The 26,784-nt window shown below is 59.0% G+C and carries 29 protein-coding genes; 8 read left to right on the top strand and 21 right to left on the bottom strand.

Features of this window, described 5'->3' with window-relative positions; all coding sequences use genetic code 11:
- Window positions 1–7 precede the first annotated feature (7 nt).
- From AC13C8_RS19335 to AC13C8_RS19325, 3 genes are all read right to left on the bottom strand, one after another.
- Window positions 8–736, bottom strand: a complete 729-nt coding sequence (locus tag AC13C8_RS19335; protein WP_091431562.1) for a class I SAM-dependent methyltransferase — start codon at window positions 734–736, stop codon at window positions 8–10.
- A complete protein-coding gene (locus AC13C8_RS19330) occupies window positions 726–1,745 on the bottom strand; it encodes a glycosyltransferase family 2 protein (RefSeq protein WP_482848753.1) in 1,020 nt (339 codons plus the stop codon). Before AC13C8_RS19330 ends, AC13C8_RS19335 begins: the two co-directional genes overlap by 11 nt.
- A 308-nt stretch (window positions 1,746–2,053) precedes the next feature.
- Window positions 2,054–3,262, bottom strand: coding sequence for a methionine gamma-lyase (locus AC13C8_RS19325; protein WP_482848752.1), 1,209 nt, complete (start codon window positions 3,260–3,262; stop codon window positions 2,054–2,056).
- A gap of 115 nt (window positions 3,263–3,377) precedes the next feature.
- Here AC13C8_RS19325 and AC13C8_RS19320 point away from each other — a divergent pair, with 115 nt between their 5' ends.
- Window positions 3,378–3,836 carry an Lrp/AsnC family transcriptional regulator gene (locus tag AC13C8_RS19320; RefSeq protein WP_091432658.1) on the top strand — a complete coding sequence of 153 codons (459 nt, stop codon included), beginning with the start codon at window positions 3,378–3,380 and terminating at the stop codon, window positions 3,834–3,836.
- Here AC13C8_RS19320 and AC13C8_RS19315 read toward each other — a convergent pair.
- On the bottom strand, window positions 3,833–4,813 hold the full coding sequence (locus AC13C8_RS19315; RefSeq protein ID WP_482848751.1) for a glutathione S-transferase family protein: 981 nt from the start codon (window positions 4,811–4,813) through the stop codon (window positions 3,833–3,835). The genes AC13C8_RS19320 and AC13C8_RS19315 overlap by 4 nt on opposite strands.
- A 102-nt stretch (window positions 4,814–4,915) precedes the next feature.
- Window positions 4,916–8,344, bottom strand: coding sequence for an indolepyruvate ferredoxin oxidoreductase family protein (locus AC13C8_RS19310; protein ID WP_482848750.1), 3,429 nt, complete (start codon window positions 8,342–8,344; stop codon window positions 4,916–4,918).
- 128 nt (window positions 8,345–8,472) lie between these two features.
- Between AC13C8_RS19310 and AC13C8_RS19305 the strand changes: the two genes are divergently transcribed.
- Complete coding sequence (locus AC13C8_RS19305) at window positions 8,473–8,931, top strand: Lrp/AsnC family transcriptional regulator (protein WP_482848749.1); 459 nt, start codon at window positions 8,473–8,475, stop codon at window positions 8,929–8,931.
- Window positions 8,932–8,939: 8 nt separating this feature from the next.
- On the opposite strand, the gene AC13C8_RS19300 is transcribed toward AC13C8_RS19305, so the two are convergent.
- The 6 genes from AC13C8_RS19300 to AC13C8_RS19275 are packed head-to-tail and all read right to left on the bottom strand — an operon-like array spanning window position 8,940 to window position 14,424.
- Window positions 8,940–9,656, bottom strand: coding sequence for a tryptophan-rich sensory protein (locus AC13C8_RS19300; RefSeq protein WP_482848748.1), 717 nt, complete (start codon window positions 9,654–9,656; stop codon window positions 8,940–8,942).
- A 48-nt stretch (window positions 9,657–9,704) separates the two neighbouring features.
- On the bottom strand, window positions 9,705–10,265 hold the full coding sequence (locus AC13C8_RS19295) for a DUF3833 domain-containing protein (RefSeq protein WP_482848747.1): 561 nt from the start codon (window positions 10,263–10,265) through the stop codon (window positions 9,705–9,707).
- Window positions 10,262–11,488 carry an MFS transporter gene (locus tag AC13C8_RS19290; protein ID WP_482848746.1) on the bottom strand — a complete coding sequence of 409 codons (1,227 nt, stop codon included), beginning with the start codon at window positions 11,486–11,488 and terminating at the stop codon, window positions 10,262–10,264. Before AC13C8_RS19290 ends, AC13C8_RS19295 begins: the two co-directional genes overlap by 4 nt.
- A complete protein-coding gene (locus AC13C8_RS19285; RefSeq protein WP_482848745.1) occupies window positions 11,489–11,992 on the bottom strand; it encodes a hypothetical protein in 504 nt (167 codons plus the stop codon).
- Window positions 11,979–13,142 carry a class I SAM-dependent methyltransferase gene (locus AC13C8_RS19280; protein WP_482848744.1) on the bottom strand — a complete coding sequence of 388 codons (1,164 nt, stop codon included), beginning with the start codon at window positions 13,140–13,142 and terminating at the stop codon, window positions 11,979–11,981. Before AC13C8_RS19280 ends, AC13C8_RS19285 begins: the two co-directional genes overlap by 14 nt.
- Entirely contained in the window at window positions 13,093–14,424 is a 1,332-nt protein-coding gene (locus tag AC13C8_RS19275) for an NAD(P)/FAD-dependent oxidoreductase (RefSeq protein WP_482848743.1), read from the bottom strand. Before AC13C8_RS19275 ends, AC13C8_RS19280 begins: the two co-directional genes overlap by 50 nt.
- Before the next feature lie 167 nt (window positions 14,425–14,591).
- On the opposite strand from AC13C8_RS19275, the gene AC13C8_RS19270 reads away from it, so the two are divergent.
- A complete protein-coding gene (locus tag AC13C8_RS19270) occupies window positions 14,592–15,362 on the top strand; it encodes a DUF1365 domain-containing protein (protein ID WP_091431576.1) in 771 nt (256 codons plus the stop codon).
- The gene (locus AC13C8_RS19265) at window positions 15,362–16,087 is read left to right on the top strand and encodes an SDR family NAD(P)-dependent oxidoreductase (protein ID WP_482848742.1); all 726 of its coding nucleotides are present in this window, start codon (window positions 15,362–15,364) and stop codon (window positions 16,085–16,087) included. Before AC13C8_RS19270 ends, AC13C8_RS19265 begins: the two co-directional genes overlap by 1 nt.
- Before the next feature lie 569 nt (window positions 16,088–16,656).
- Here AC13C8_RS19265 and AC13C8_RS19260 read toward each other — a convergent pair.
- The 5 genes from AC13C8_RS19260 to AC13C8_RS19240 all read right to left on the bottom strand — a co-directional run bounded on the left by AC13C8_RS19260 (window position 16,657) and on the right by AC13C8_RS19240 (window position 20,468).
- The gene (locus AC13C8_RS19260; RefSeq protein WP_091431580.1) at window positions 16,657–17,292 is read right to left on the bottom strand and encodes a ChrR family anti-sigma-E factor; all 636 of its coding nucleotides are present in this window, start codon (window positions 17,290–17,292) and stop codon (window positions 16,657–16,659) included.
- Window positions 17,289–17,924, bottom strand: a complete 636-nt coding sequence (locus AC13C8_RS19255) for a sigma-70 family RNA polymerase sigma factor (RefSeq protein ID WP_482848741.1) — start codon at window positions 17,922–17,924, stop codon at window positions 17,289–17,291. Before AC13C8_RS19255 ends, AC13C8_RS19260 begins: the two co-directional genes overlap by 4 nt.
- A gap of 68 nt (window positions 17,925–17,992) precedes the next feature.
- A complete protein-coding gene (locus AC13C8_RS19250) occupies window positions 17,993–18,682 on the bottom strand; it encodes an EI24 domain-containing protein (RefSeq protein ID WP_482848740.1) in 690 nt (229 codons plus the stop codon).
- Window positions 18,679–19,257, bottom strand: coding sequence for a nitroreductase family protein (locus AC13C8_RS19245; RefSeq protein WP_091432663.1), 579 nt, complete (start codon window positions 19,255–19,257; stop codon window positions 18,679–18,681). Before AC13C8_RS19245 ends, AC13C8_RS19250 begins: the two co-directional genes overlap by 4 nt.
- Window positions 19,258–19,355: 98 nt before the next feature.
- On the bottom strand, window positions 19,356–20,468 hold the full coding sequence (locus AC13C8_RS19240) for a class II histone deacetylase (RefSeq protein ID WP_482848739.1): 1,113 nt from the start codon (window positions 20,466–20,468) through the stop codon (window positions 19,356–19,358).
- A 74-nt stretch (window positions 20,469–20,542) separates the two neighbouring features.
- Here AC13C8_RS19240 and AC13C8_RS19235 point away from each other — a divergent pair, with 74 nt between their 5' ends.
- The gene (locus tag AC13C8_RS19235; RefSeq protein WP_091431587.1) at window positions 20,543–20,797 is read left to right on the top strand and encodes a DUF167 domain-containing protein; all 255 of its coding nucleotides are present in this window, start codon (window positions 20,543–20,545) and stop codon (window positions 20,795–20,797) included.
- On the opposite strand, the gene AC13C8_RS19230 is transcribed toward AC13C8_RS19235, so the two are convergent.
- From AC13C8_RS19230 to AC13C8_RS19210, 5 genes are read right to left on the bottom strand one after another with little or no spacing between them, the layout of a single operon-like run.
- Window positions 20,794–21,261 (bottom strand): DUF805 domain-containing protein, encoded by a 468-nt coding sequence (locus tag AC13C8_RS19230; protein ID WP_482848738.1) that lies wholly within the window; start codon window positions 21,259–21,261, stop codon window positions 20,794–20,796. The genes AC13C8_RS19235 and AC13C8_RS19230 overlap by 4 nt on opposite strands.
- A gap of 19 nt (window positions 21,262–21,280) precedes the next feature.
- Window positions 21,281–21,889: a glycerol-3-phosphate 1-O-acyltransferase PlsY gene (gene plsY / locus AC13C8_RS19225; protein WP_091431590.1), complete on the bottom strand. Its 609-nt coding sequence runs from the start codon at window positions 21,887–21,889 to the stop codon at window positions 21,281–21,283.
- Window positions 21,882–23,153: a dihydroorotase gene (gene pyrC / locus AC13C8_RS19220; RefSeq protein WP_482848737.1), complete on the bottom strand. Its 1,272-nt coding sequence runs from the start codon at window positions 23,151–23,153 to the stop codon at window positions 21,882–21,884. The genes plsY and pyrC overlap by 8 nt, the downstream gene beginning before the upstream one ends.
- Window positions 23,150–23,623, bottom strand: a complete 474-nt coding sequence (locus AC13C8_RS19215) for a hypothetical protein (protein ID WP_091431593.1) — start codon at window positions 23,621–23,623, stop codon at window positions 23,150–23,152. Before AC13C8_RS19215 ends, pyrC begins: the two co-directional genes overlap by 4 nt.
- Window positions 23,616–24,578 carry an aspartate carbamoyltransferase catalytic subunit gene (locus AC13C8_RS19210; protein WP_482848736.1) on the bottom strand — a complete coding sequence of 321 codons (963 nt, stop codon included), beginning with the start codon at window positions 24,576–24,578 and terminating at the stop codon, window positions 23,616–23,618. The genes AC13C8_RS19215 and AC13C8_RS19210 overlap by 8 nt, the downstream gene beginning before the upstream one ends.
- Window positions 24,579–24,700: 122 nt before the next feature.
- Here AC13C8_RS19210 and AC13C8_RS19205 point away from each other — a divergent pair, with 122 nt between their 5' ends.
- The 3 genes from AC13C8_RS19205 to moaB are packed head-to-tail and all read left to right on the top strand — an operon-like array spanning window position 24,701 to window position 26,678.
- A complete protein-coding gene (locus AC13C8_RS19205) occupies window positions 24,701–25,501 on the top strand; it encodes a uracil-DNA glycosylase (RefSeq protein ID WP_091431596.1) in 801 nt (266 codons plus the stop codon).
- Between the two features lie 10 nt (window positions 25,502–25,511).
- A complete protein-coding gene (locus AC13C8_RS19200) occupies window positions 25,512–26,114 on the top strand; it encodes a metallophosphoesterase family protein (RefSeq protein ID WP_091431598.1) in 603 nt (200 codons plus the stop codon).
- A 9-nt stretch (window positions 26,115–26,123) separates the two neighbouring features.
- On the top strand, window positions 26,124–26,678 hold the full coding sequence (gene moaB, locus AC13C8_RS19195; RefSeq protein WP_482848735.1) for a molybdenum cofactor biosynthesis protein B: 555 nt from the start codon (window positions 26,124–26,126) through the stop codon (window positions 26,676–26,678).
- The last annotated feature ends 106 nt before the right edge of the window (window positions 26,679–26,784 follow it).

Raw genomic sequence — 26,784 nt, 5'->3', positions numbered from 1 at the left:
ACAAGGGTCAGACCTTCTCAAGCACGGCGCCAAGCGACAGGCCAACCGGAAGAGGTATTCGCCCCAGCACAAACCGTTCTGCCCCGAATATCTGCCGCATCAACCTGTTCAGCCATCTGGGCGGCATACTATCGTCCGGCGCATCGCTTCCCGTGATCTTCTTGATAGCGCGTGCGGTGATGGCAAGCGGGAACAGCAATGTGTTGAAATAACTGCTATAGGTCACTTTCAAGCCCGCTTCTGCCGCGACCTTGGCCAGGCTGGTGCGGGTATAGCGACGATAATGGTGATGCGCTTCATCATGTTTGGACCACAGGAAGGGAAAGGCAGGTACGGTGACAAGCAGCTTGCCGCCGGGGCGCAGGTGGTGTGAAAGCGCGCGCAGCGATGCCACATCAGGCTCGACATGTTCCAGCACATCAAAAAGGCCGATCAGATCGTATTCCTGACCCTCGAACGGCACCTCATCCGGCAATGCCCCAAAGACGAGACCGAGACCCGATTTCCTGATCGCATCCGCGCGGGCGGTGTCATCAAACTCGAATCCATCGACTTTGCCAAATTGCTGAAGCAACGCCAAATTTCCGCCGCTTCCGCACCCGGCTTCCAGTATCCGAGCATCCGCCGGAAGATTGGTGCGACGGCGGATGAGCGTCTCGATCATATCCCGGCGTGCGACAAACCACCAATGATGCGCCTCCAACTCGTTCATACGCTCATAGACATCACGATCCATCTTGTTCCCCCTCGCCGGTGTCCAGCTGGATATATGAACGCACAATATAGAGCGGGCGCTGGCGCACTTCCGTATAGATGCGACCGACATATTCCCCGATAATCCCCAGTGCGAACATGTTCATGCCGCCGAAGGTCAGGATCAGAATGGCGGTCGACGCATAGCCGGGCGTGTCGACCCCGAACAAAAGGGTCCGGAAGAACAGGAAAGCGGAATAGAGCAACGAGGCCACCGCCATCGACAGGCCAACATAGGTCCATATTCTAAGCGGCGTGGTGGACGAGGCAAAAATCCCGTCGAGCGCCAGTTTCCACAGCTTCCAGTATGACCATTGGCTGCCACCCTCGGCGCGAGCGGGTCGATCATATTCGATCTCGGCCGTTTCAAATCCGACCCAACTGAAGATGGCCTTGTTGAAGCGTGACCGCTCTCCCATCGCGCAGATCGCATCCACCACTTCACGGTCCAGAAGGCGGAAATCGCCAACACCGCTGGGAATGGGATGATCGGCCAGCGTGTTGAACAGGCGATAGAACAGGCCCGCGCTGGTGCGCTTGGCCCATGTATCTGCATCACGTCGCGCGCGACGGGCATTGACTACCTTGGCCCCTTGCTGCCAATGCGCGATCATCTGCACGATCACCTCGGGCGGGTCTTGCAGGTCCACATCGATGGGGATCGCGACATCACCGCTTGCATGGTTCAGACCAGCAGACAAGGCGGCCTCTTTGCCGAAATTGCGCGACAAGTTCACCAGGGAAATCTCGGGCCACTCTTCTCGGCAGGTCATGATCGTCCGTTCGGTCGCGTCGCGGCTGCCATCATTGACAAACAGATATTCAATATCGAACGCATCCCGCAGCGAAACCAGCGCATCGGCTGTGCGTTCCAGAAAGACACGAATGCTATTTTCTTCGTTGAAGACAGGAATGATCAACGAGATCAGGGGCCGACCCTTTTGAACCGGGCCGCTGTCATCCAGCAGCATGTCGCGGCTTGATCCTGCCATACAAATTACGCCTCAAATAACTGCCCGCCACCGTGCGAGTGGCAGGCTTACTCTATTGGGGGCAGATTATGACAGCCCGGAGTCACGTGGCAAGCCGCACATCGGATTAAATGCAACTCTGCCCGCAAGCGCGGCGCTGACGCTACGTTTGTAGCGGTCACAGGGGGCCGCCAGCAGTCGATTCCTGGACTTTCTCGACAATCGCCTTGGCGGCTGTTTTTTGGTAGTTGGAGCCAGTCAAATTATCGCGGTCGGCACACACCCAGTTCCCCACTTTACGGGCTGACCGTATCAAGTCTTGACCCGGATCACTCTGCTGCGTGCTGCATCGCGGGGGGCAAGGCTGCATCAAGATCAGCCAGGATGTCCTCGATCTCTTCCAGCCCGACGGACAAGCGGATCAACCCGTCCGAGATACCATGCTCGGCGCGTTCCTCGGGCGTATAGGTCGAATGTGTCATCGAGGCTGGGTGCTGGATCAGCGATTCAGCATCGCCCAGAGAGACGGCACGCTGGACCATCGACAACCGGTTCATCATGGCAATTCCGCCGGCAAGTCCTCCTTCGACCTCGAACGCGATCATGGCGCCGGGTTGCGCCATCTGGCCATTGGCGACCGAATGTTGCGGGAAGCTTTCCAGCCCGGGAAAGTGAACGGTGCCAACGGCTGGATGGGCTTCCAGCCAGCGCGCGACCACCATAGCCGACGCACAGTGCCGGTCCATCCGAAGGGCCAAGGTTTTCAGACCGCGCAGGATCAGCATCGCGTTAAACGGGGCCATTACCGCACCGGTCATGTCTTTCATGCCCACAAGACGGATTTCGGTAATCTGCTCCAACGTGCCAACCACCAGTCCGGCCACAACGTCGCCATGGCCGCCCAGATACTTGGTGGCAGAGTGCAGCACGATGTCCGCGCCATGCTCAATCGGTCGGGTCAGGTAAGGTGTGGCATAGGTGTTGTCCACCACCACCGTCGCCCCTGCCCCATGGGCGATGTCCGACACGGCGGCAATATCCACCAGACGCATGTTCGGGTTGGCCGGGGTTTCGAAATACACCACGCGGGTCTTGTCACTGATCACATCACGCAGGTTTTCCGGGTCGCTCATATCCACATGGGTAATCGTTACGCCCCATTTCGTCAGCCCATGCTGCATGAAGGCGAAGGTGCAGCCGTAAAGCGTCTTGTCCACGATCACCTCGTCGCCCGGCGACAACAGAGTCCACAATGTTGCAGTAATCGCGCCCATGCCAGAGGACAAAGCCAACCCGGCCTCAGCCCCTTCCAACGTCGCGATGCGTTGCTCAAGCAAATCACAGGTCGGGTTCGAGATGCGCGAATATATGTGGCCGGGGCGCTCGCCCGCGAACATCTCTCCCCCGTGTTCGGCAGTTTCAAACGCGAAGGTCGAGGTCAGGTGAAGCGGCGGCGTCAGCGCGCCTTGGTTGTCCTGCGGTTCATAGGCGTGATGGATGGCGCGGGTGGCAAAACCGGATGTGGGGGACGAGGTCATGGCAAACTTCCTTTTCGAATCCTGCCCGTAGAATGACGCATCCAGGCTTTCAGAAGATTGCAAAACATGCCACGATAGCCTCACATATTAGCAGATTATGCCAAGGGAGGCGCGCTTGGACCAAAAAGATCGCCAGATCATCCGTGCCTTGCAGCAGAATGGGCGCATGACCAATCAGGATCTGGCCGAGGCCGTGAACCTGTCGCCATCCCCCTGCCTGCGGCGCTTGCGCAATCTTGAAACTTCTGGGGCCATTCGGGGTTTTTCCGTGGACGCCGATGCCGCCGCCTATGGCCTTCCGATCACGGTGTTCGTGCGCATCCGGCTGGAGCGTCACAACGCAGAAGACGTGCAGCATTTCGAACGGCGCATCCTGTCAATCGACGAGGTGTTGGAATGCCACGTGCTGACCGGCGCAACCGATTACCAACTGCGCGTGGTCGTGTCCGATCTGGAGGCGTATGAGGATTTCATCCGCAACCGCATCCACCCGATCGGTGGCATTGGATCAATCGACACCAGCTTCGTCTATGGCACAGTCAAGAAAACGGCGGTGTTTCCCCGGCTGGACTAACCCAGCGCTGCACGGTCATGTGGCGTGTCGAAGTCGATTACCGGCCCTTTCGGCACCACACCGCTGGGATTGATGGTCTCATGACTACCATAATAGTGGTTCTTGATATGCGTCATGTTGACCGTCGCTGCGATGCCCGTCTGTTGATACAGGTCGCGCAGATACCCCCACAGGTTCGGATAATCGACGATCCGGCGCAGGTTGCACTTGAAATGACCCACGTAGACAGGATCGAACCGCACGAGCGTCGTGAACAGGCGCCAGTCGGCCTCGGTAATTGTGGTTCCGGTCAGGTATCGCTGCGTGGCCAGCCGTTCTTCAAGACCGTCGAGCGTTTCAAACAGCGGCACGACCGCTTCTTCATACGCGTCCTGCGTGGTCGCGAAACCCGCCTTGTAGACACCGTTGTTGACGGTGTCATAGATCCGGTCATTCAGCGCGTCGATCTCATCGCGCAGCGGCGCGGGATGGAAATCACCACCTTTCGCCCCGACGCCATCGAAGGCCGAGTTGAACATGCGGATGATTTCCGAGCTTTCGTTGGACACGATGGTGCTGGTTTTCTTGTCCCACAGAACCGGCACCGTCACCCGGCCCGAATAATCGGCCTGTGCGGTGGTATAGATCTGGTGCAGGAACTCGGCGCCATTCACCGTGTCTGGTATCGCGCCGTCGACCGGATGAAAGGTCCAGCCATCCTGAGCCATGTGCCAGTGCACAACTGAAATCGGGATCATTTCCTCCAACCCTTTCAGGGCGCGGAAGATCAGCGTGCGATGTGCCCAAGGGCAGGCGAGCGAGACATAGAGGTGATAGCGATCCGGTTCCGCCTTGAACCCGGCTTTGCCGCTGGGGCCGGCCGATCCATCGGGAGTGATCCAGTTGCGAAACTGCGCGTCTTTCCGTTTGAAACGCCCGCCGCTGGATTTCGTATCATACCATTTATCGACCCATTTGCCGTCTTGCAGCAATCCCATGCCATGTTCCTTTGTGTTTGTGGACACATGATAAGTCTTACGCGAACGGCAACAAGGGTGGACCCGACAAAACTGAAAACCCTCAACACATGATGGGGTGGATCAACCCGCCAGAACCCGGCCAAGCGCGGCCTCCGCTTTGGGTTTCACCTCGGCCACGGCATCTCGTTTGACCGGGCCATAGCCGCGCATTTCAAGCGGGGCCGACAGAAAAGCAATCACGTCATCAATATTGTCCTCGGTGATCTTACCAGTCAGTTGCGCAAGGCCGTTTTCATACCAGCCGATCAACGCCACTTCTTCACGGCGCTCGGCGGTATAGCCAAACGGGTCGAACATGGTGCCGCGCAAGCGTTTCAACCGCGCCAGCCGGGTCAAAACCGGTGTCACCCACGGGCCGAAGGCCCGTTTGCGCGGCCGTCCCCGCGCGTCCTTTCCCAAGGGCAGCAGCGGCGGAGCGAAATGGTATTTGACCGAGAAACCGGGTTCAAACTCCTGTTCCAACTGCTGACCGAACCCCATTTGAGTGTGCAACCGTGCAACCTCGTATTCATCCTTATAGGCCATCAATTTGAACAGGCTTTTTGCCGCGATGGTCAACGCTTCGTCCCGCATCCTTTCGGGCAACCGCGCCGCAAACGCGGACAGCGTTTTGCAAAAACGGTCTGCGTAAGCCGCATCCTGATATCCGGTCAGGAAGTCCGCGCGCACCGCAATCAGATCCTCTGGCGTCGGGCCTTCGGCGGGTTTCGGATCGGTCAAAGCGACCCGATCCGGTACAGCGGCCAATACGCGGCCAAGATCAAAGGCACGGCAGTTTTCGGGTATCTTCACACCATTCAACCGAATGGCCTGTTTCAGCGTGGTTTCCGAGACCGGCACCAACCCCATTTGCCACGCATAACCCAGCATGATGACATTGGCATAAACGGCGTCACCCAAAAGGGTTTCGGCAGCATGGTTGGCATCAAGACCCGACACATTATCTGACCCGACTGCTGCCCTGACCGCTTGTTCACGCGCGTCGATCCGCAGGCTGGCGTCGCGCGACCGGACAAGATCGCCGGTCGGCATCTCTGCCCGGTTCAGCACAACCTTGCTACCAGGGCGATAATGCACGGACGCCTTGGGCGAGGACGACACGACCATATCGCAGCCAATCACCGCATCGGCCGAACCGGTATCAATCCGCACCTGATGCACTTGATCTGGCGACGCACCCAGCCGGATATAGCTGAGCACCGTGCCGAACTTCTGCGCAAACCCAGTGAAATCCAGCACGCTGGAGCCTTTGCCCTCCAAATGTGCGGCCATGGTGATCAGGGCGCCAACAGTCACGACGCCCGTGCCACCGACGCCCGTGACCAAAAGGTCATAAGGGTCGTCCATGTCCGGTAGCTTCGGCGGCTCCACATCGCCCAGCAACGCCGCCAGATCCAGCCCCGAGGTGTCCCGCTTGCGCCGGTTTGCACCTTCGATGGTCACGAAACTGGGACAGAATCCCTTCAGGCAGGACATATCCTTGTTACAACTGGATTGGTTGATTTTGCGCTTGCGACCAAACTCGGTTTCCAGCGGTTCGACACTCAGACAGTTGCTTTCGACCGAACAATCGCCGCAACCCTCGCAAACCAGCGGGTTGATATAGGGCACGGTTTTAGGGTCTTCCATCGTGCCACGTTTGCGGCGGCGGCGCTTTTCGGTGGCGCAGGCCTGTTCATAGACCAGCACCGTTACACCGGACGTGTCACGCAACTCGCGCTGCACCTGATCCATCTCGGACCGATCGTGGAAGGTCACGCCGCCCGGAAACTCGGCGCGGGTGAACTTCCCGATATCATCGGACACAAGTGCGATCCGCTGGACTCCTTCGGCACGGCAGGTCTGAATGATACCCGCCACGCTGACCGGCCCATCCACCGGCTGCCCACCGGTCATAGCCACCGCATCATTATAGAGGATCTTATAAGTGATGTTCGTGCCCGCCGCGATGGCCTGTCGGATCGCCAGCGAGCCTGAGTGATACCACGTGCCCTCGCCCAAATTTTGGAAGATGTGCTTGCCGCCATTGAAGCGAGACCGGGCGACCCATGGCACGCCCTCGCCCCCCATTTGTGCATAGCCGGTGGTGTTTCGGTCCATCCAGCTTGCCATAACGTGACAGCCGATGCCGGACGCCGCAACGCTGCCATCAGGAACCTTGGTCGAGGTGTTGTGCGGGCAGCCGGAGCAAAAATACGGCGTGCGGGTCGCGCCATCGGTCTTGAGGATGCACGGGGGCTGCGCCGTCAGCGCCTTGGCCCGCGCGGTGAAGTTTTCGCCGGAAAACACCTTGTCCAGACGGGCCGCCACGATAGGGACCAGCATAAGCGGGCTCAGCTCGCCCGTCCATGGGATCAGCGGCTCGCCCTGACTGTCGTATTTGCCCACCATACGGTTGGGTTTGGTGCCGGGCCAATCATAGAAATACTCCTTGAACTGGCTTTCGATAATGCCGCGCTTTTCCTCGACCACCAGCACCTCGGTCTTGCCACGCACAAAGCGCAGCGCATCACGGCGATCCAGCGGCCAGACCATCCCGATCTTGTAGATGTCGATGCCCAGCGCGCGGCATTTGGCCTGGTCCACGCCCAGCAGCCGCAGGGCTTCCATCAGGTCCAGATGGCCCTTGCCGGTGGTGACGAAACCGAAGGTCGCATCGGCGAGGTCGTAGATGGCTTTGTCAATCGGGTTGGCCTCGACAAAGGCGCGCACAGCGTTGAGCTTGTGACCGATCCGTGTCTCGATCTCGGGGCTGGGAAGATCAGCCAGCCGAACATGCAATCCACCGGGCGGCACCTCGATCTCGGGATACGTGAACTGACGATCCGGCAGCAGATCGACCGATTGACCGGATTCGACCGTTTCAGAAATGGCCTTGAACCCGACCCATGTGCCGCTGAACCGCGACAGCGCGATGCCGTATTCCCCAAAAGCCAGATATTCCGCCACAGAAGCCGGGTTCAGCGTCGGCATGAACCATGACATGAATGCCACGTCGGACTGATGCGGCATGGATGAGGACACACAGCCATGGTCATCCCCCGCCACGACCAGGACCCCGCCCTTCGGGGCCGATCCATAGGCGTTACCGTGTTTCAGCGCATCGCCCGACCGATCCACCCCCGGCCCTTTACCATACCACATGGAAAACACGCCCTCGACCTCGCAATCGGGGTCAAGGCTGGCCTGTTGCGCGCCGAGCACCGCCGTTGCACCAAGGTCTTCGTTTACGGCGGGCAGAAAGGTGATGTTGTGATCTGCCACCCGCTTGTTCTCGCGCCACAACTCAAGGTCCAGCCCGCCAAGGGGCGACCCGCGATAGCCGGATATGAAGCCCGCCGTGTTCAACCCCGCCGCCCGGTCGCGTTGCGCCTGATCCAGCATGATGCGCACCAACGCCTGCGTGCCGGTCAGAAAGACACGGCCCGTTTTGCGGGCGTAGCGATCTGCAAGTTGATAGGTTGAAAAGTCGGGGTCTTGGCGGGTCATGGCTGGCTCCACAGATTCCAGGTCAATATATTTCATCCCGCGTGGTGTTTCATACCTTTCAGCACCGGCTATAATGCGATAATTGGTAAGATTAACCGAAGGCAGGCAGCTATAATGATATTTTTACCATGAAGCTGGACAGCAAAGACCGTCGTATTCTGGATATGCTGCAACGCGACAGCACAATCTCGAACGCAGAGCTTGCCAATGCCGTGGGGATGTCAACCTCGGCCTGCTGGCGCAAGGTGCGTGCCTTGGAGGACGCGAAGATCATCGAACGCTACGGTGCCTATCTTAACCCCGCCAAGGCTGGGCTAAGTTTTCAGGCGATTGTGCACGTGCAACTGACCCGCCATGACCCCGACAAGGTCGAGGATTTCATTCATGCGGTGAACCGTCGCCCGGATGTGGTGGAATGCTTCGCCACCACGGGTCAGGCGGATTATCATCTTCGGGTGCTGTGTCGTGATCTGGTGGCCTTTAACGCGTTTCTGGAGGGGTTCCTGTTCAAACAGACTGCGGTGGAAAGCGCGCAGACCAATGTGGTGCTGCGCGATATCAAGAAACACTCACCCATTCCGGTGTGACCCAAGGGTCAGGCCGCCCTGACACCGGACACCGTGCGCCAACCCAGAAGCAAAATGCCAAGCGTCGCCACCCCGATCACCGACCAGTTCTGCGATGGCCAATTGGCGGCAATCACGCCAGACAAGGCCCAGATGATCGCAGCGGGATAGGCCCAGGCATCCGGTCGCAGCGCCTGCACGGAAAGCGCGGCGATCAGCACGACGACCAACATCACCAAGGCTGCGGTCTGATGGGATAAAATCTCGTAACCGCCCAGCACCACCCCGGTGCCCACGCCCGTCGCGGCGGTCAACCAACCGGCATAAAGCGCCACGGGCCGCAACTGCCACCACGGATCTTGGTTGCCCGCACGCAGCATCGACAAAATGGCAGTCACAGCCATCACGAATATCATCACCGTCGCCCAGACCGGCGAGGCATTGGCTGCCGCGATCCAGAAACAGCCCAACAGCAAGCTGATCGCCAGCGGGCGGCGCATCCGCTGCCAGTCCCTTTCCTGTGGCGCTTTCCAAAGGCCCCAAGCCGCCCCGACAATCAGCCACAGATAGATCAGCCCCCAGATCCCGAAGGCCCAGCCCGCGGGCTGCACGGGCCAAAAGGTTTCGACGCTGGGAAACTGGTCGGGCGAATACCCGGCGAAATTGCTGCTGAACCACGGGGACACCGCAAAAAGGACCGACAAAAGCAAAACGGCGATGGCCAAATAGGGGACTTGACGGGACATGAGACACTTTCTGTTTTGGCTGTTCTTCTGTGCTGATCAACGCAAATATCAGGGATTCGTTCCTTCAACCGGGCGCATTGTGGCGATCAGTTCAGCCACTTTCAGTCCATATTTACGCATCTCGGACTTGTTGATGATAACGCCATCCTTGGTCAGATACAGCCAGTCGGTGGCGCTGAGCGTGTGGCTGCCAGCCTCGGGTGGCAGAACAATCTTGTATCTGATCGACACGGTTGACCCGGACACAACGCCCTTCGCCTGACCTACGATGTCATCGGCGGTGGCGGTGAACCTGTTGCCTTCGCCCAGTTTCAAAAACCACTTCCGGTTCTGGGTGCGACCATTGGAATAGGTGAACGTCTCGGTCAATGTGCCCGTATCGCCGTCCCATTCCCCAACCATTTGGGCAACGAAGCTGTTGGACATCTTTCCGGTGGGTCCAAAGATCACCCCCTCGGACGTAAATGTGCCGGACAGATGCTCTTTCAACGAAAAAGCGGGGCTGGTTCCGGTATAGTCGTCCGGGCTTTGGGCGCGGAAGCTGAGCAGGACGGTCTTGGCAAACGTGGCAACCAGGATCAGAAGCAAAAATGCGGTTAAAAGTTTCATTGGGGTCCGTCCTCTGTTGGAAGCGCCAGCACAAGGCCGAAAGCGCAGAGTTTCAGGATGCTGGGCACAATGGCATAGGAGATATTGAGCGTGGTCAGGGCGCCCTCGCTGTTGGCCTGCCCGGGCTGGAAGCCTTGGCTTTCGAGCAGCGGCAAGACGGCAAATGCCGCCAGCGCCAACCCCAGCTTTCCTGCAAATGACCAGATGCCAAATGCGGCCGACGCGTTCAGCCCCGCTTTCGTCAACACGACGGAAAACATGGCGGGCAGAACCACCATATCCGCGCCCAGTGCCGCACCTGATGCCACGCAGATAAGCGCAAATCCCACAAGGCTGCCAGGGGCAAGAAACGCGGCCCCGATGAAGCCAAGGATCGCAAGCGGCATGGAAATGACCAGTGTCATTTTGGGGCCCACCCGACGGCTGAGCCGCGTCCAAATCGGCACGCTCAGCCCGGCGCTCAGGAAAAACAGGATCAACAATGGGCCCGCCTTGCCGGGCAATTGCAGCCGGTCTTCGACGAAGAACAGAAACAAGGTGGATGTCACCGCGACGGGCAGACTGTTGATCAATGCCAGCACCAGAAGGCGCAAGGCCCCGGCACCGATCAAACCGGAAAAGGACAGCCGTTCGCCCATGACCGGCGTGCGCCGCCAGATCGGAAAGCTGACCAACGCGACGGTCACGGCAACCACGCCCAAGAACCATCCAAAGGCGGGATAGCCCTGCCCGCTCGCCCCCAGGCCCTTAAACATCGCCGGTGCGATGGCGGCAACGATGACGCCCGCCAGCATCCCGGCTTCACGAAACCCGGCAAGGGTCATCAAGTCATCCGCATTCGTTGATTTCGCAAGCGTCGCACTGCGGCCATACAGCAGGATCATTCCCAGACTATAGGCCGAAAACAGAAAGATCAGAATCGCCAACAACCTGATCGCAACAGCCCCACCCGGTTCGAGTGAGAACAGGATGGGAAATCCGACGGCCAGCCCGGCGGCGGCCAGCATCGCAAACAGCGGCTGCGCCTTTGGCCAGTGGTCAATCGCCCACCCCAGCACAGGATCCTGCACCAGATCGACCAGCCGGATGAACAGCAAGATCACCCCGATCACACCCAGCTCAACACCCAGATTGACCGACGCAAACCGCGGCAAATGGATATACAACGGAATGCCAGCCGCGGCCAGCATCAGGGCATAAAGGCTGACGCGCGGATAGACCATCTAGTCCCCCGTCAGCCTTCGTGTGAACGATCTAGAACGCGTGTTATCACCCACAAATATCCCCATGAAGCGGGTTTTGATTTGCGGATAAGCCAATGTGCAGCTGCGTTGTCCATTGCGCCAGAACCCGATTTTGTCGGCCCCGTCAGAGATGGCCAGATAACGATCGCCTTTGGTCACAGCGTCGAAACAGCCGCTCAACTGCACCTCAAGCGGCAATGCCCCGCCGGTGCGTTTGAATTCGCGCATCGTGGCTTCGACCAGATCATATTGCGTCAGATCGCGCAGATAGGTCAGTTCGATCCCAAAATCCTGCCTCCAATCCAGCGCCGCACCACCAACAGTGAAAAGACGGGCTTGATACAGGGGCAGGCCAAGAAAGCGGAGCGTCGCCGTGCCGCGCACTTCTGCCCCCGGAAGAGCAGCGGCGGCAACATTGCTCTGCGCCAAAGCGGGTGTCGCGGCCATACTGGTCAGCGTCAGAAGAACGTTAAGCGCGTGCATGGGCCAGTTCCACCTGCACGACGTTGGTGTGTCCGATAGCGAAGGACGCGGCGCATATCTCTAGATAGTATTGCCAGTTGCGCAGGAACGTTTCGCCATAACCCATTTCGGCGATCTTGCGCTTCTGCGCGGTGAATCGTTCAGCCCAGATGCGGCAGGTCTTGGCGTAATCATGACCAAAGGCGAAGTTGTCCTGCACCTGCAAACCCGCCTGGCGCGCTTGGTCGTCGATCACGCTGTCCGACAACAGCATCCCGCCGGGGAAGACATACTGTCGGATATAGTCAGACGAAGCTTTATAGGTTTCAAAGAAGCTGTCCTTGACCGTAATCGCCTGCAATAAAACGCGTCCGCCTTCCGCAAGATTATCCTTAAGGACCGAGAAATAGCTCGGCCAGTATCGCGCACCCACGGCCTCGATCATTTCGATCGAGACGATATTGTCGTATTTGCCGTTGATGTCGCGATAGTCGCGCAGTTGAATATCAGCCCGCCCATCCAAACGGCATTCCGCATAGCTGTGCTGGTTGCGCGAGATCGTGACACCAGTCACATCGCGCCCTTGATGGGTTGCATGTTCTGCAAACCCGCCCCAGCCACAGCCGATTTCCAACACGCGTTCGCCGCCACCCAGCCGGGACAGGGCGCGCGCGTTTTTGCGCGTCTGCGCATCACTCAGGTCATCACTTCCATGGGCAAACAGGCCCGAGGAATAGGTCATGCCCTCGTCCAGCCATAGCTGATAAAACTCGTTGCCGACATCATAGTGCGACCGGATGTTCTTGCGCGACCCGCGACGGGAATTGGCGCGCAACATCGTATCGACCAGACGAAACTTTGCCCTGTTGAACACGCTGGCCTGATCATAGCTGCCAAGGTAATCCCGATTGCGCATGGCAACCGACATCAGTGTTTCAATTGACGGGGTGTCCCACATGCCCTGCACATAGGTTTCACCCAAACCGACCTGCCCATGCGCAGCCATGGCCGACACAGCGGCCCAATCATTGATCTGCATTTCTGCCGCCTGGCCTGTGGAGCCAAAGTGGTAGGTCGCTCCCTCTGGCGTGTGCAGGGTCAACTGCCCGTCGCGCAGTCGCTCACAGGTGGACAGGAATTCCGACTTCAGGGCTTTGTTCGTCAAATACAATGTCCGATCCTTTCACTAAGTGGTCTTGTTTGATCATCCGCACGATCCGCATCGCGCTGGCGATGCCGTCCTCATGAAACCCGTGCCGGTGATAAGCGCCGGCAAACCATGTACGGTTCATACCCTGCATCGCACGCAACTCTTGCTGCGCGCGCAGGGCAGCGTTGTCGAAGACAGGGTGGGCAAACTCTACCTCGTCATAAATTTTGTCCGCCGCTATGGGAGTAGAGGGATTCAGCGTGACGAAAAGCGGATCATCATCGGGGATGTTTTGCAGCTTGTTCATCCAATAGGTGACGCCAATCGCTCCGTCCTGGGACCGATAGGCCCAACTGGACCACGCCGCACGCCGCTTCGGCATCTGGCCAGCGTCGCAATGCAACACTGCCTTGTTCGGTTGATATCGGATGTGGCCCAGTGCGCTGGCTTCAAGTTCGGTCGCGCCATCGCCCAGCATCGCAAGTGCCTGATCGGAGTGGCAGGCAAGGATGATGTCATCATAACCCTTATCCTGGGGCTCGGCGGTTCGCACTGTGACACCGTATGGCATCCGCGCGACGCGGATGACTGGGGCACCAAGACGAATATCGACCTCACGCGTCCGCAGCGCAGCCTCCAGCCGGTTCACATATTCGATGCTGCCGCCTTTGACGGTCCACCATTGGTGCTCGCCCAACCCCGCCAGAAGCGCGTGGTTGCGGAAGAACTGCACAAGCGACCGGGCTGGAAACTGATCAACCTCCTTCAGGGGCGTCGACCAGATCGCACCACACATCGGCATCAGATAATTGTTGCGAAACCACTCTCCAAGGCCCAACTCGTCCACCAACTCGGCGATGGTCTTGTCGTCGTCGTTCGCGGCTGCCTCGGCATGTTTTCCGAACCGCAGGATATCCGCGATCATCTTGTAGAACTGGGGGCGCAGAAGGTTGCGTTTTTGCGCCGTAATACATCTCAGATTACTCAAACCATATTCCAACCAGCCATCGTCGATGCTCGCTCCAAAACTCATCTCGCTTTTGATAACCGGCACATCCAGCTCTCTAAACAGGCGCGTGAGATTTGGGTAGGTGACGTAATTGAACACAATGAAACCGGTATCGACTGGCTGATCGCCATGCTTGCCCGCCATGACCGTGCGGGCGTGCCCACCCAGACGGGGTGCAGCCTCATAGATCGTCACGTCATGGTGCGGTGACAGGTAATAGGCCGCGGACAGGCCGGAAATACCTCCGCCGACAATCGCAATCTTCCTACGCGGGCCGAGCTGTTGATCAAGCATTGACGCCTCTTTTTTCCAAACCACATGAATGGATTACGGAGCGCGGAACGACTTGGATCAGTAAGAACGACAGAAAATGTGCTTAACATGATTAAGCCGTTCAGTTTTTTGTGCCGCCAAGACAATAATCGTGATCCAGAAGCAACGATGGTGCGTAATCGAAACAAATGGTCGAACATGTCCAAGCCCACACGCTGCACGCAAGACGTGGCAAGCTGAAGAACGCCTTCACTTACGGCGTTGATTATGTGTTGTGTGATCTGGAAAAGGACCAAGCGCCAACCCTGCTCTCGCGCAATCACTTCAACCTCTGGTCGCTTTGGGACAAACACCATGGCGGCCCGCGCGGCGATGGGCGCGGTGTGGCATGGTTTCGCGACGAATTGAGCGCGCGCGGTTTGCCAGACGATGGTCTGGACCTGTGCCTGCTGACACAACCAAGCTTTCTTGGTTTTCACTTCAACCCGGTCAGTTTCTGGATCGCCACCAAGAACGGCACGCCCCGCGCATTCATCGCCGAGGTGAACAACACTTTCGGGCACCGTCACTGCTATTTCTGCGCCCATGATGATTTCCGGCCCATCGAAAAGCGTGATGCGATCTTTGCCGAAAAGCTGATGCACGTATCCCCCTTCCAGAAGGTCGAGGGCCAGTATCGGTTTAACTTTGGCATGACCGAGGGGCAATTCGACATCCGTATTCTGTATGAAAACGGGGATGACGGTGTATTGGCCACGCTGGCCGGCGACCGGAGGCCAGCCACCAACCGATCGCTGGCTTGGGCTGCTGTGCGTCGCCCGTTTGGCGCGCTGCGCGTTGTGGCACTGATCTATTGGCAGGCCTTGATCCTGTATCTCAAGTGCGCTCCCTTCCTGCGCAAACCCGCCCCGCCCGAGCCTCTGATCTCTGACAGCAAGACGTATCGAGGCACCGAGTGATGATTGATTTCAAGGGTAAAACCTATTGGTTGATCGGCGCGAGCGAAGGTCTTGGCCGCGCATTGGCGCATGATCTGGACACGGACGGGGCCAGGCTGGTGTTGTCCGCGCGCAGCCAAGATCGCCTGCAACAGCTGGCCGATGAGTTGACCGACGCCCGTGTTGTTCCGATCGACGTGACGGACCCGAAAATGGTGCAGAGCGCGGTCGAACAGGTCGGTGAGGTTGATGGCGTTGTCTATATCGCAGGCGCTTATGACCCGGTGCGCGCCACCGAATGGGACAGCAAATCTGCGATGATGATGTGCAACGTCAACTTCATCGGCGCGATGCATGTGCTGGGGCATATGGTGCCTGCGCTGGTCGCGAAAGGACGGGGGGACATCACCCTGATCGGATCGCTGGCAGGCTATCGCGGCCTGCCTGCGTCCGTCGGATACAGCGCTAGCAAAGCCGCCCTTGTCAGCCTGGCCGAGACCTTGCGGTTTGATCTGAAAGACACCGGCGTCGTGGTCAGGGTCGTCAATCCGGGTTTCATCGAGACCCGCCTGACGCAGAAGAACACGTTCAAGATGCCGATGCTGATGACGCCCGAGGAAGCTGCGAAACATGTGCTGAAAGCAATGCGGACAACGCGGTTCCGCACCGATTTCCCAGCCCCTTTTTCCTGGGGCATTCGTCTGTTGGAGTATCTTCCCGACCTCGTCGTCTATCGCGGGAAATAGTTGCGCGCCACATCGGCCTGACCAAGAAGGTAGTGCCGCCCAAACCGGGTAACATTTTCGTCGGTAACGTGTTTTTTTGAGGCTTACCGACTGGTTGCAGGCAGGACGCGCACCCGGCAACAGGAGTTTGCCGATCACGTGGATCATGCCGGCCGTCAGTTTGCGGTCATCAACGTGATACAGCAGAATATCCGTCAGCCTACCCCTGTTCTCAGGCTTTAGCAGGGTTTCGACCGTGACGACCGCGACGAGGGTCGAGAAGCGATCGTCTGCGGCAGCAATTTCGACGATAGTATCCGCGTGTGCGGCGTTTGCGGCAAGGGTCATTGCAAGCGCAGCAGCGGTGGTTATGAACAACGATTTCTTAAGTTGATCTCTTTGTTGGCTGGCAAAATGTCCGTTGGTTAACTCGTACCTATGACAGGATTACGGGTGGCCTGCACCTGCGGTTCACCGTATTTTGGAAGATCACACAAACGTCAGCAATATTCCTCCAACCGCTTGATAAAAAAAGGATCCAGAGGATCAATGCTGGTTCCGTTTCGTCAAACTGGTGGTGGTGAGGTGACTTAAATCCGAAACAGCGGCTGCAACAGGCGTGGCACGAAAGCGTTGAACCGTAACGGTGCATCTGTGGCGGCAAGGCAGATACATGGGTCGCCGGGATCGGCAATTGGCGTATGTTCAAGATCTTCATTCGCGATCTCGATGTCACCAACGCCGAAGCGACCCGTGTCGTCACTGAAACTGCCCTGAAGCACCAGCGTCATTTCAAGCCCGTTATGCCCGTGATCGGGCACGGCCTGCCCGCCGGGGATGTAAAGCAAGCGGACCGATCCTTGCTTGTCTTGCGACAAGATCGACTGGCGCACCCCCATGCCAAGGGATTTCCACTTCGGCTCCTGCCCTTTCAATGCCGCGACCACCGGGCCAGGATAAATCCCGCGGCGGGTATATACCGGCTCGGATTTTACCGGCGCATCCAGTTGCGCCATAAGATCGGCCTTCATATTTCCCGAGACTGCCACACGCTCGGTCACTTCCAGCAACGCTCCACCCATGGTCTGATGGGCTTCCAGCGATGCGCGGCACTGCACGCACAGTGACACATGGCTGGCAACGGCCACCGCATAGTGATGCTGCAAGCTGCCCGAGGCATAGGCGGCCAGAATGGCATCGGGGATATGATGGGTGATTGCGGTCATTCGCGCAGTCCCTTCAGTTCGTGTCTCAACCGCTCCAAGCCAAGTCGGATGCGGGATTTGATTGTTCCAAGTGGCAGGCCGGTCTGGTCGCTGATCTCTTGATGGGTCAACTCGCCCAGATAGGCCTTTTCGATCATTTCTCGCTGCTCTGGCCGCAGCGATGACAGAGCAATTTTCAGTTTTCCAGCCTCCTGCTCGACCGCAAGGATCTGGCTGGCATCTGGTTCGGCTCCGGGGTCTTCAGCCAGTTCGTCCGGCACCGGGCGACTTTCCTTGCGCATGATGTCGATGTGCCGGTTGCGGGCGATCTGATAGATCCAGGCCGACACCTGCGCCCGGTGGGGATCGAACATCGACGCCTTGCGCCAAACAGTCAGCATGACATCTTGCACGATCTCTTCGGCTTGCGGTGCCGAACACCCCGTCCGCATGATGAACCCTTTCAGACGCGGTGCGAAGTGATCAAATAGCGCGCAAAACGCGTCTCGATCCTGCTTGTCCCGAACGGCGAGCATCCAGATGGTTTGCTCTGAAATTTCGGTCTTGGTATGCGGCACCGGTTTTCCTTCAAGACGACGCACTGGTGGCGCAGGGGGCCGGGTGCTCGGGTGGTCAAGGGTCAGTGTCAACATAACCTCAATACGAGGCGCTTTGTAAACTGGATCACTTCGAACGACATTTTTCGCCGCCCGTTTTTTCCCTATCGACGCGACACCCGATGGAACAGATGGGTAAAGGTGGCCGCCCCCAGAATGGGGATCAGTAAGTTCACCAATGGGATCGACAGCGGTATTGCCATCAGTGTGCCCGCCAGCCAGATTTGCAGGTTGTTGCGCGACCGCAAACGGTTTGCTTCCGCCCGCCCCACACGGCGCATGGCCGCAAGCTGGAAATACTCGCGCCCCAGAAGATAGCCATTCACCGCCCAGAACAAAATGGGCGCAAGCGGACCGACAAAGAAAAACAAGATCAGGGCAATCAGGTTAACCCCGAGAATGACGCCCAGAAAGCCAAGGCTGTCGCGGATGGTTTCGACCATCGGGACATCTGGCGCAGGCGGCAATTCGGGATAATGCCGCGCCTCGACCGCGTCGGCCACATCGTCCAGAAAGATGCCGGTGAAGGCACCCGCCACGGGCACCATCAACACAACCGACAGGACGATCATAAGCAAAAACGACGCCCACCACGCAAGGCCGTCCACCCAGGACACATCGCCGATAAAGGGGAGCGACAGCGTATCAGGCACCAAAAAACCGACAAGCCATGTCATCGCGACCGTTACAGCAATCAAAAGGCCGATGGTCAGCGCCAGACCTTTCATCAGAACGCTGCGAAACCGCGGATCGCTCATCTGTCCGACCGAGCGGAAAAAATCGTCCAGGATCATGTTTCAACCCACGTTGTGATCGCTGCAACATCCGGGCGGGGCCGTTCAGGCGGCGCGCTTGTTTCGGTGCCGATATGGATGATTCCCGCCACCATTTCGTGATCCCCCAGCCCCAATCCGTCACGCATGAATTGCCGATCATGGCTGGCCCAACCGGTCAGCCAATTTGCCCCCCAGCCCGAGGCCAACGCGGCATTTAACAGCGACAGACAGACCGCTCCGGCGGACAGGGTCTGTTCGATCTGTGGAACTTTGGGCGAGTCGACGGGTGATGACACCACCACCACAGCCAGCGGGCTGTCGGCGAACGCCGATTGCGCTTTGGTGATCTGTTCCGGTGGCTCACCCAGCGCCACACCCCGTTCGCCGACCAATTCCGCCAGCCGAGCCATGGCCCCGCGTTCCAGCACGATAAACCGCCATGGCTCCAGTTTTCCATGGTCCGGACTGCGCGCCGCAGCGGTCAAAACAGGGTCAAGCGCAGTGCGATCAGGGGCCGGTCCGGTCAGGGTCTTGGCGGGACGCGAACGGCGGGTCAGCAGGAAATCCAGCGCAGCTTGATTGCGGTCAGGCATGGTTCTGTCCTCGGTCTGGCAAAAGGCAGGCTTGGCCGCGAACGCGGCTGGCTTGGTGCACATGTCGGGTGTCGGGTGGTTCCCGTCAAGATGTTACATCACTTAACATCAAAAAAATCTTGCAACCCGGCAATCAGATCGGAATACACGCCCAGCATATGCGTGTTGGGCTGGCGGGCAGCGAATGTTTCTGCCAGCGGATCGGGGGCGTGGATCTTCGCGCCGGACATTTCTTCAAGCACCGCGTGACCGCAGAAGGGCACGTAGACCTCGGAATATCCGCCCTCATGCGCCATCATCAGGCGTCCATTACACAGATCATTTGCCAAATCCATGACCATGCGGGTCATTCGCCGGAACGTGTCCGCCGTCGCAAGCATGCAGGACAGCGGATCAATCAGCGCCGCGTCATAGCCACACGCGATCACAATTACCTCCGGTTCATGGGCACGGATGGCAGGTATCACCAGCCGCTCCATCGCTTCAAGATAAGTGGCGTGCCCTGCCCCCGGCGGCAGTGGAATGTTCATGTTCGCGCCCAGCCCATCCCCCTCACCGCGCATATCAGCATCGCCCGTGTCAGTCGGATAGTTGCGTTCCTGATGGATCGAGATGGTAAGGACTTCGGGGTCTTCGATAAAGATCGCTTCGGTCCCGTTGCCGTGATGCACGTCCCAATCCAGCACCACGAAACGTCTGGCCAACCCGTTGGCCCGCGCGCTGCGGATCGCAACAGCAAGGTTGGCAAGCAGGCAGAAACCGTTGGGAAACTCCGGCAGGCAATGATGCCCTGGCGGGCGCGACAGAGCATAAGCGTTGTCCACTTCACCCCGCAGAACGGCCTCAAGCGCCGCAACGGACAATCCTGCGGACAGGCATGCGATTTCATAGCCACCCTGCCCGAACGGTGTGCGCAGGCCAAGTTCGCCGCCGCCCGCATCAGACACCCGCTTGAACTTGTCCAGAAACAAGGTCGGATGGACCCGCGCCAACATCTCGCGCGTAGCTTCGGGTGCTGATTGGGCGTGAAGCGCAGCGGTCAGGCCGGTTACATCCATCAGGTTCTTCAAGCGTCGTTTGGTTTCGGGGTTTTCGGGCAGTCCACCTGCCGCAAGGGGCTGCACCAGCCCGCCCACGGGCAGATTGCCCGCATAGTTGCCGCCAGAATGCCAAAAGCATTTCTCGTCCCAGAAAAAGCCGGTTTTCGCCATGCCAGTCTCCCTTACTTGAAGCAGAGTGACCCAGTGTGCTTGCATCGTCCAGCCCCACACGACAGGATTACGCCATGAAGAAAGGCGACCTGTCATATCTGGCCAAACCGGGCGCGCTGCTGTCGGTGCGTGTCACACCCAAGGCCGCGCGCAATCAAGTTGAAGAACGGGACGGTCAGATTCGCGTCTCGGTCACAACCGTCCCAGAGGATGGCAAGGCGACGAAAGCCGTCATCAAGCTGTTGGCACAGGTGCTGGGGATCGCGACATCGCGCCTTGTTCTGATCCAAGGCGCGAGATCCCGGGACAAAGTGTTTCGGATTGATTAACCCTGATCACCCACACGCGGAATGGACGACGCGGCATAAGATCCCTCGTTTGGGTCATCATAGCCACCCCCACCCAACGGATCGGGGCCATATTTGTTGGCGCCATTCGTGCCCTTGCTGGCATACCAGACGATAAGGATGATGATACCGATCAGCGGGATCAGGGCCAGCCAATACCACCAACCGCTGCGATCTGTGTCATGCAGCCTGCGCACCGCCACCGAGATCATGGGCAGCAAGGTCGCCAAGCCAAACAGCCCGGACAATATCGGGGTGGAGGTTTGCGCTTCGAATCCGCCTTCCATGGTTGTCACGGTTCCGAACAGGAAGCTGTCAAAAATGCCAAGAATGATCTGCCCGGCAAAAACAAAAAGCGCAAAGAACCAGAACTCTGACCTTTGGGCGCGCCCGCTGAATGTAACGTATTTCGAAAAACACGCCCGAATTGATTCCATAAAGCTCATGATCTGTCCCCTGTGCAGGTTACTTCTTGCCGCCGATACGGGGTTCGTCCCCGGCGATCAGTCGTTCGATGTTTGCGCGATGACGCAGGAAAATCAACAACGCAAGCGCGATCGACAGAACCACGTAACTCGGAAAGCCCAGCAACATCGCCCAAATCGGCGACAAGGCAGCCGCCGCCAAGGCGGCAAGCGACGAGACGCGGAACAACAGGGCGACCACAAGCCAAGTGATACAGGCGGTCAGCCCGACCGGCCAGGCCAGCGCCAACATCGTACCAAGCCAAGTGGCAACCCCCTTGCCACCGTTGAAACCCAGAAATATGGGGAAACAATGGCCCAGAAAGGCCGCGAACCCGGCGATTTGGGCAGCGTCATCCGCAAACAGCGCCCGTGCAATCAACACCGCCGCCGCCCCTTTTCCAGCATCACCCAGCAAGGTAAGCAAGGCAGCAGGCTTATTCCCGGTGCGCAGCACGTTGGTTGCGCCGATGTTGCCTGATCCGATTTGACGCAGATCGCCCAGTCCAAACAGACGCGCCATGACGATGCCGAAAGGGATCGAGCCGAGAAGATAGCCCACGGCCGCGACCGCCACGAGCACGGGCAGTTGGGTGAGCAACTCAGGCATCGACGCCCCCAAATACGCGTTCGCCACCGACCCATGTGCCAAGCACCCGCCCCTCCATCCGCGCGCCGTCAAATGGCGTGTTCTTGGATTTCGAGTTCAGCTTGAACCTGTCCAGCACGAAGGGCGCATCGGGGTCAAAGAGAACCAGATCAGCAGGGGCACCCACGGACAGCTCGCCACCCGGCAGGCTGAAACGACGCGCAGGGTTCAGGGACAGCGCACACCAGAGTGTCGGCAGGTCAATCAATCCAGCATGGACCAACCGCATGGCTGCGGGCAGAAGCGTTTCCAAGGCCACTGCGCCCGAGGCCGCTTCTTCAAACGGCAGGCGTTTGCTTTCCTCGTCCTGCGGCGTGTGCATGGACGAGATGACGTCAATCAGACCCATCGCCACGGCTTCGGCCATCGCCAGCCGGTCTTCTTCGGATCGCAGAGGTGGTTTGACCTTGAAGAAGGTGCGATAGTCGCCCACGTCCAACTCGTTCAGCGTCAGGTGGTGGATGTTGACACCGGCGGTCACGTCCAGCCCGGCGGCTTTGGCACGCTCCAAAGCAGGCAGCGCATGGGCGGTGGACAGGTTATCGGCGTGGTAGGAGACGCCGGTCATTTCGACCAAGGCCAGATCACGTTCCAGCCCCATCCGCTCGGCCATGGGGTTGACGGCGGGCAAACCGCGCAACGACGCGAACTTGCCCGAGGTCACAGCGGCCCCCTTGGACATGTTCGGGTCTTGGGGGTGGCCGATGATCAATGCGCCAAGACTGCGCGCATAAGTCATGGCGCGGGAATACACCTTGTTGTCGGTGACGACATGATCGCAATCGGTGAAGGCGACAGCACCGGCGTCCAGCATGAAGCCCATTTCAACCATCTCGCGGCCTGCGCGTCCCTTGGTCAGTGCGGCCATGGAATGCACGTTGACGGGTGCAGCCTGCGAAGCCCGCCGCGCCACGAATGCCAGCGCTTCAGGGGTGTCCACGGCCGGTGTCGTATCCGGGCGAATGACCATTGTCGTGACTCCGCCCGCCGCCGCCGCCAGCCCCGCACTGCGAAAACTCTCCTTGTGGCGTTCCCCCGGCTCACCGATCTTTACGCCGATATCGACAATGCCGGGGGCAAGACATTTTCCGCCACAGTCGAACACCTCGCCGTTTTCCCCATCATTTACACCGGTGATCAAGCCATCCTCGATGGTCAGACAGCCCAGCGCGTCAGTGCCAGTATCAGGATCAATCAGGCGCGCATTGGTGAAAGTCGTTGTCATGCAGTGTCCCCCATCACCCCGCGTGCGCGGTCAATCGCGGCTTGAGTGGCCTTGGTGTCGGCCTGATATTTCAACATGTACTTGTCGCCGGTCCGCGTCACCACCTGAGCGGCCGAGAAGATGACATTCACCTTTTGAACATTGCCCAGAAGGATCGTCCGATTGCCCGGCCCGATCAACCGCCGGTTGGTCAGATACCACGTAAATCCCAACTGCTCGCGGGCGACATAGAGCCCCCGCACAGCGATGGCTGCGACGGCCCCGACAACACCGGTCCAGGCATGGGGATTGCCCAGATAGATCAGGATGCCTGACATCAGCACCGACCCCAGCGCAGCCAGCAGAACATGTTCTTTGACATAGGTGGTCAGGTTGCCGGAAAAACTTTCGATCAGGCGCTCGCCCGGCTCAAGCTCGGGGCCGGTCTGATTTTCCAAACGGGGTTCCAATTCGAAGTCATGATCAGACATAGACATCCTCGGGTTGGGCGGCACGTTCGGCACGCAGGTTCCGGGCCAGAAGGTCCATGGCCGCCATGCGCACGGCAACCCCCATTTCGACCTGTTCCTGAATGACAGACCGGTTGATGTCGTCGGCGATTGTGCCGTCAATTTCGACCCCCCGGTTCATGGGGCCGGGATGCATGACAATCGCATCGGGCCTGGCATGGGCCAGCTTCTCGGCGTCCAGACCAAAGCGGTGATAGTATTCACGCTCGGACGGGATGAAGCCGCCGTCCATCCGTTCACGCTGTAGGCGCAACATCATGACCACGTCGGCGTCTCTCAGACCTTCCTCCATGTCGCCATAAACCTCGACCCCGAACTGGTCGATTTGCGAGGGCATCAGCGTGGGCGGACCGACAAGGCGCACGCGGTTCTCCATCTTGCCCAGAAGGATAAGGTTGGATCGCGCCACCCGGCTGTGGGCGATGTCGCCACAGATTGCAATGGTCAGGCGATGCAGCCGTCCCTTTTCGCGCCGGATCGTCAGCGCATCCAGCAACGCCTGCGTCGGGTGTTCGTGCTTGCCGTCACCTGCGTTCAAGACTGCGCAATTCACCTTGTCAGCCAACAGGTTCACCGCACCCGAATGGGGGTGACGCACGACCAGCAGGTCGGGGTGCATCGCGTTCAGCGTCAGCGCCGTATCAATCAACGTCTCGCCCTTTTTGATCGACGACGCCTGCATTGCCATGTTCATCACATCCGCGCCCAGACGCTTGCCCGCTATCTCGAACGAGGCCTGTGTGCGGGTCGAGTTTTCGAAGAACATGTTGATCTGGGTAAGACCCGCCAAAACGTCCGAGCGTTTCTGCGTCGAGCGGTTCAGATCCACATAGCTGTCGGCCAGATCGAGAACGGTTTTTATCTCTTCCGGGCGAAGCTGTTCGATGCCCAGAAGATGGCGCTGGCGGAATGTCATACGGGCCTCCGTCCTGTTTCCATGCGCTTATAGGATCGGGCGGGCGTCGCGTCCATCCCCTGCGCGCCGGAATGCATATCGCCCCGTTTACCTTCCCCGCGCCCGGACATAGGCTGTGAGCCATGGAATCGGCACAAGACTGGCACAGCGCAAAAGCGCTTCTGGAATGGTATATCGAACTGGGTGCGGTGGACGCGATCAGCGATACGCCTGTGGACCGCTACGCGCTTGAACCGACCTTGCCGAAACCCCGCATGGCAGCACCGGACGGATCGACCCCCGTCACCGCGGCAAAACCGCCCGCCGCCCCGCGGCGCGACCATGTCGCGTCGGCGAAACAAGCGGCGGCAGCGGTCAAAGATCTGGACGCGCTGCGGGGCGCCATCGAAGCGTTCGATGGCTGCGAGATGAAACGCGGCGCACGGAACACGGTGATTGCCGATGGAAACCCCGCCGCGCGTGTGATGATCATCGGCGAGGCCCCCGGACGGGACGAGGACATTGCAGGAAAACCCTTTGTCGGGCGCGCAGGCCAGCTTCTGGACAAGATGTTCGCCGCCATCGGTATGGGGCGCGACGCGCCGCTGTCGAAAGACGCGATTTACATCACCAACGTGATGCCATGGCGCCCGCCCAACAACCGTGACCCCAGCCCTGACGAAATTGCGATGATGGTCCCATTTGTGGAACGCCACGTCCAACTGGTGGCCCCTGATGTGCTTGTCTTGATGGGCAACACACCGTGTCAGGCAGTGTTGGGGCGTAAAGGTATCATGCGTATGCGCGGCAGGTGGGAGGAGGCATGGAGCAAACCCGTAATGCCAATGACCCACCCCGCCTATCTGTTGCGCACGCCCGCCGCCAAACGTGAAGCGTGGGCCGATCTTTTGTCCATTCAGGCAAAACTCCGGGACCTGGCATGAAAGACCTGGCATGAAAATCCTCGCCTTTTCAGACCTGCACCTGAGCAACCTTGCGGCAAGAAACCTGTTGGATGCCGCAAGCGACGCCGATCTGATCCTTGGCGTCGGCGATTATGCGCATCGGCGCGACGGGCTGGTGGACTATGTCGCCCCATTCGCCGATTGGGGCACACGTGCCGTGTTCGTGCCCGGCAACAACGAAACGGAAACCGAGCTTCGCGCCGCATTCACGGGAAGCGACGTGACGATATTGCACGGCGAAACCGCAACGATTGGCGGTTTGACCATCGCTGGTATCGGCGCGGCCATCCCACCACCGCCCGCGATCCCCTGGCGTTCGTTCGACCTGACCGAGGACGAAGCCCGGTCGATGCTGACACCCATCACAGGTGCCGATATCCTGATCTCGCACTCGCCACCCAAAGGTGTGGCGGATCAGCATTCCGAACTGGGGTCGCTTGGTTCGCACGCCGTGCTGGAGGCGGTGACGCGACTGGCACCCAAATGGGTGCTGTGCGGTCACATTCACGATGCGTGGGGCGCGCGCGGCCAGATCGGGGCATCGAAGGTCATGAACCTCGGCCCGACGCCCAACTGGATTACACTCAACTAGGATCATCCCATGTCCCACATCACACCCGCCCAAGCCGCCACGCGTGATTTCATTCCGGTGCGGATCGCCATCCTGACGGTTTCCGATACCCGCAAGATGGAGCAGGATCGATCTGGCGACGCGCTGGCAACGCGTTTGGAACAAGCGGGCCACATTCTGGCGGACCGTAAGATCTGCCCCGATGAACGCGACCAGATCGCGGATCAACTGCGCGCCTGGTCACTGGACCCTGACATTGATGTAGTCATCTCGACCGGTGGCACCGGGCTGACGGGGCGCGATGTCTCGGTTGAGGCGCATCGCGATGTCTATGAAAAGGAAATCGAGGCGTTTTCGACTGTGTTCACAATCATCTCGATGAACAAGATCGGAACATCTGCGGTGCAAAGCCGCGCCACAGGTGGCGTTGCCAATGGAACTTACCTGTTTGCACTGCCCGGAAGCACCGGTGCCTGCAAGGACGCGTGGGACGACATTTTGGTGCATCAGCTGGATTATCGTCACATGCCGTGCAATTTCGTCGAAATTTTTCCGCGATTGGACGAACATAAGCGACGGAAATGATCTTCTCGTTCGTTTGAAGCTTACTAGATATGCACACCGTCGACGTGCCGAAACTGTGACTACGCGCCACTTGCCTGTAAAGGCAGAGCAGGACAGGATGTTTTGG

Source organism: Aliiroseovarius sp. B-4 (genome assembly GCF_056857795.1).
This window is presented reverse-complemented; position numbering and strand designations above follow the sequence as displayed.

Bases quoted from the DNA above. Each gene is read 5' to 3' on its own strand.
- AC13C8_RS19335 (WP_091431562.1), bottom strand. From the start codon at position 736: ATGGATCGTGATGTCTATGAGCGTATGAACGAGTTGGAGGCGCATCAT.
- AC13C8_RS19330 (WP_482848753.1), bottom strand. From the start codon at position 1,745: ATGGCAGGATCAAGCCGCGACATGCTGCTGGATGACAGCGGCCCGGTT.
- AC13C8_RS19325 (WP_482848752.1), bottom strand. From the start codon at position 3,262: ATGACCTCGTCCCCCACATCCGGTTTTGCCACCCGCGCCATCCATCAC.
- AC13C8_RS19315 (WP_482848751.1), bottom strand. From the start codon at position 4,813: ATGGGATTGCTGCAAGACGGCAAATGGGTCGATAAATGGTATGATACG.
- AC13C8_RS19310 (WP_482848750.1), bottom strand. From the start codon at position 8,344: ATGACCCGCCAAGACCCCGACTTTTCAACCTATCAACTTGCAGATCGC.
- AC13C8_RS19305 (WP_482848749.1), top strand. From the start codon at position 8,473: ATGAAGCTGGACAGCAAAGACCGTCGTATTCTGGATATGCTGCAACGC.
- AC13C8_RS19300 (WP_482848748.1), bottom strand. From the start codon at position 9,656: ATGTCCCGTCAAGTCCCCTATTTGGCCATCGCCGTTTTGCTTTTGTCG.
- AC13C8_RS19295 (WP_482848747.1), bottom strand. From the start codon at position 10,265: ATGAAACTTTTAACCGCATTTTTGCTTCTGATCCTGGTTGCCACGTTT.
- AC13C8_RS19290 (WP_482848746.1), bottom strand. From the start codon at position 11,488: ATGGTCTATCCGCGCGTCAGCCTTTATGCCCTGATGCTGGCCGCGGCT.
- AC13C8_RS19285 (WP_482848745.1), bottom strand. From the start codon at position 11,992: ATGCACGCGCTTAACGTTCTTCTGACGCTGACCAGTATGGCCGCGACA.
- AC13C8_RS19275 (WP_482848743.1), bottom strand. From the start codon at position 14,424: ATGCTTGATCAACAGCTCGGCCCGCGTAGGAAGATTGCGATTGTCGGC.
- AC13C8_RS19270 (WP_091431576.1), top strand. From the start codon at position 14,592: ATGGTCGAACATGTCCAAGCCCACACGCTGCACGCAAGACGTGGCAAG.
- AC13C8_RS19265 (WP_482848742.1), top strand. From the start codon at position 15,362: ATGATTGATTTCAAGGGTAAAACCTATTGGTTGATCGGCGCGAGCGAA.
- AC13C8_RS19260 (WP_091431580.1), bottom strand. From the start codon at position 17,292: ATGACCGCAATCACCCATCATATCCCCGATGCCATTCTGGCCGCCTAT.
- AC13C8_RS19255 (WP_482848741.1), bottom strand. From the start codon at position 17,924: ATGTTGACACTGACCCTTGACCACCCGAGCACCCGGCCCCCTGCGCCA.
- AC13C8_RS19250 (WP_482848740.1), bottom strand. From the start codon at position 18,682: ATGATCCTGGACGATTTTTTCCGCTCGGTCGGACAGATGAGCGATCCG.
- AC13C8_RS19245 (WP_091432663.1), bottom strand. From the start codon at position 19,257: ATGCCTGACCGCAATCAAGCTGCGCTGGATTTCCTGCTGACCCGCCGT.
- AC13C8_RS19240 (WP_482848739.1), bottom strand. From the start codon at position 20,468: ATGGCGAAAACCGGCTTTTTCTGGGACGAGAAATGCTTTTGGCATTCT.
- AC13C8_RS19235 (WP_091431587.1), top strand. From the start codon at position 20,543: ATGAAGAAAGGCGACCTGTCATATCTGGCCAAACCGGGCGCGCTGCTG.
- AC13C8_RS19230 (WP_482848738.1), bottom strand. From the start codon at position 21,261: ATGAGCTTTATGGAATCAATTCGGGCGTGTTTTTCGAAATACGTTACA.
- plsY (WP_091431590.1), bottom strand. From the start codon at position 21,889: ATGCCTGAGTTGCTCACCCAACTGCCCGTGCTCGTGGCGGTCGCGGCC.
- pyrC (WP_482848737.1), bottom strand. From the start codon at position 23,153: ATGACAACGACTTTCACCAATGCGCGCCTGATTGATCCTGATACTGGC.
- AC13C8_RS19215 (WP_091431593.1), bottom strand. From the start codon at position 23,623: ATGTCTGATCATGACTTCGAATTGGAACCCCGTTTGGAAAATCAGACC.
- AC13C8_RS19210 (WP_482848736.1), bottom strand. From the start codon at position 24,578: ATGACATTCCGCCAGCGCCATCTTCTGGGCATCGAACAGCTTCGCCCG.
- AC13C8_RS19205 (WP_091431596.1), top strand. From the start codon at position 24,701: ATGGAATCGGCACAAGACTGGCACAGCGCAAAAGCGCTTCTGGAATGG.
- AC13C8_RS19200 (WP_091431598.1), top strand. From the start codon at position 25,512: ATGAAAATCCTCGCCTTTTCAGACCTGCACCTGAGCAACCTTGCGGCA.
- moaB (WP_482848735.1), top strand. From the start codon at position 26,124: ATGTCCCACATCACACCCGCCCAAGCCGCCACGCGTGATTTCATTCCG.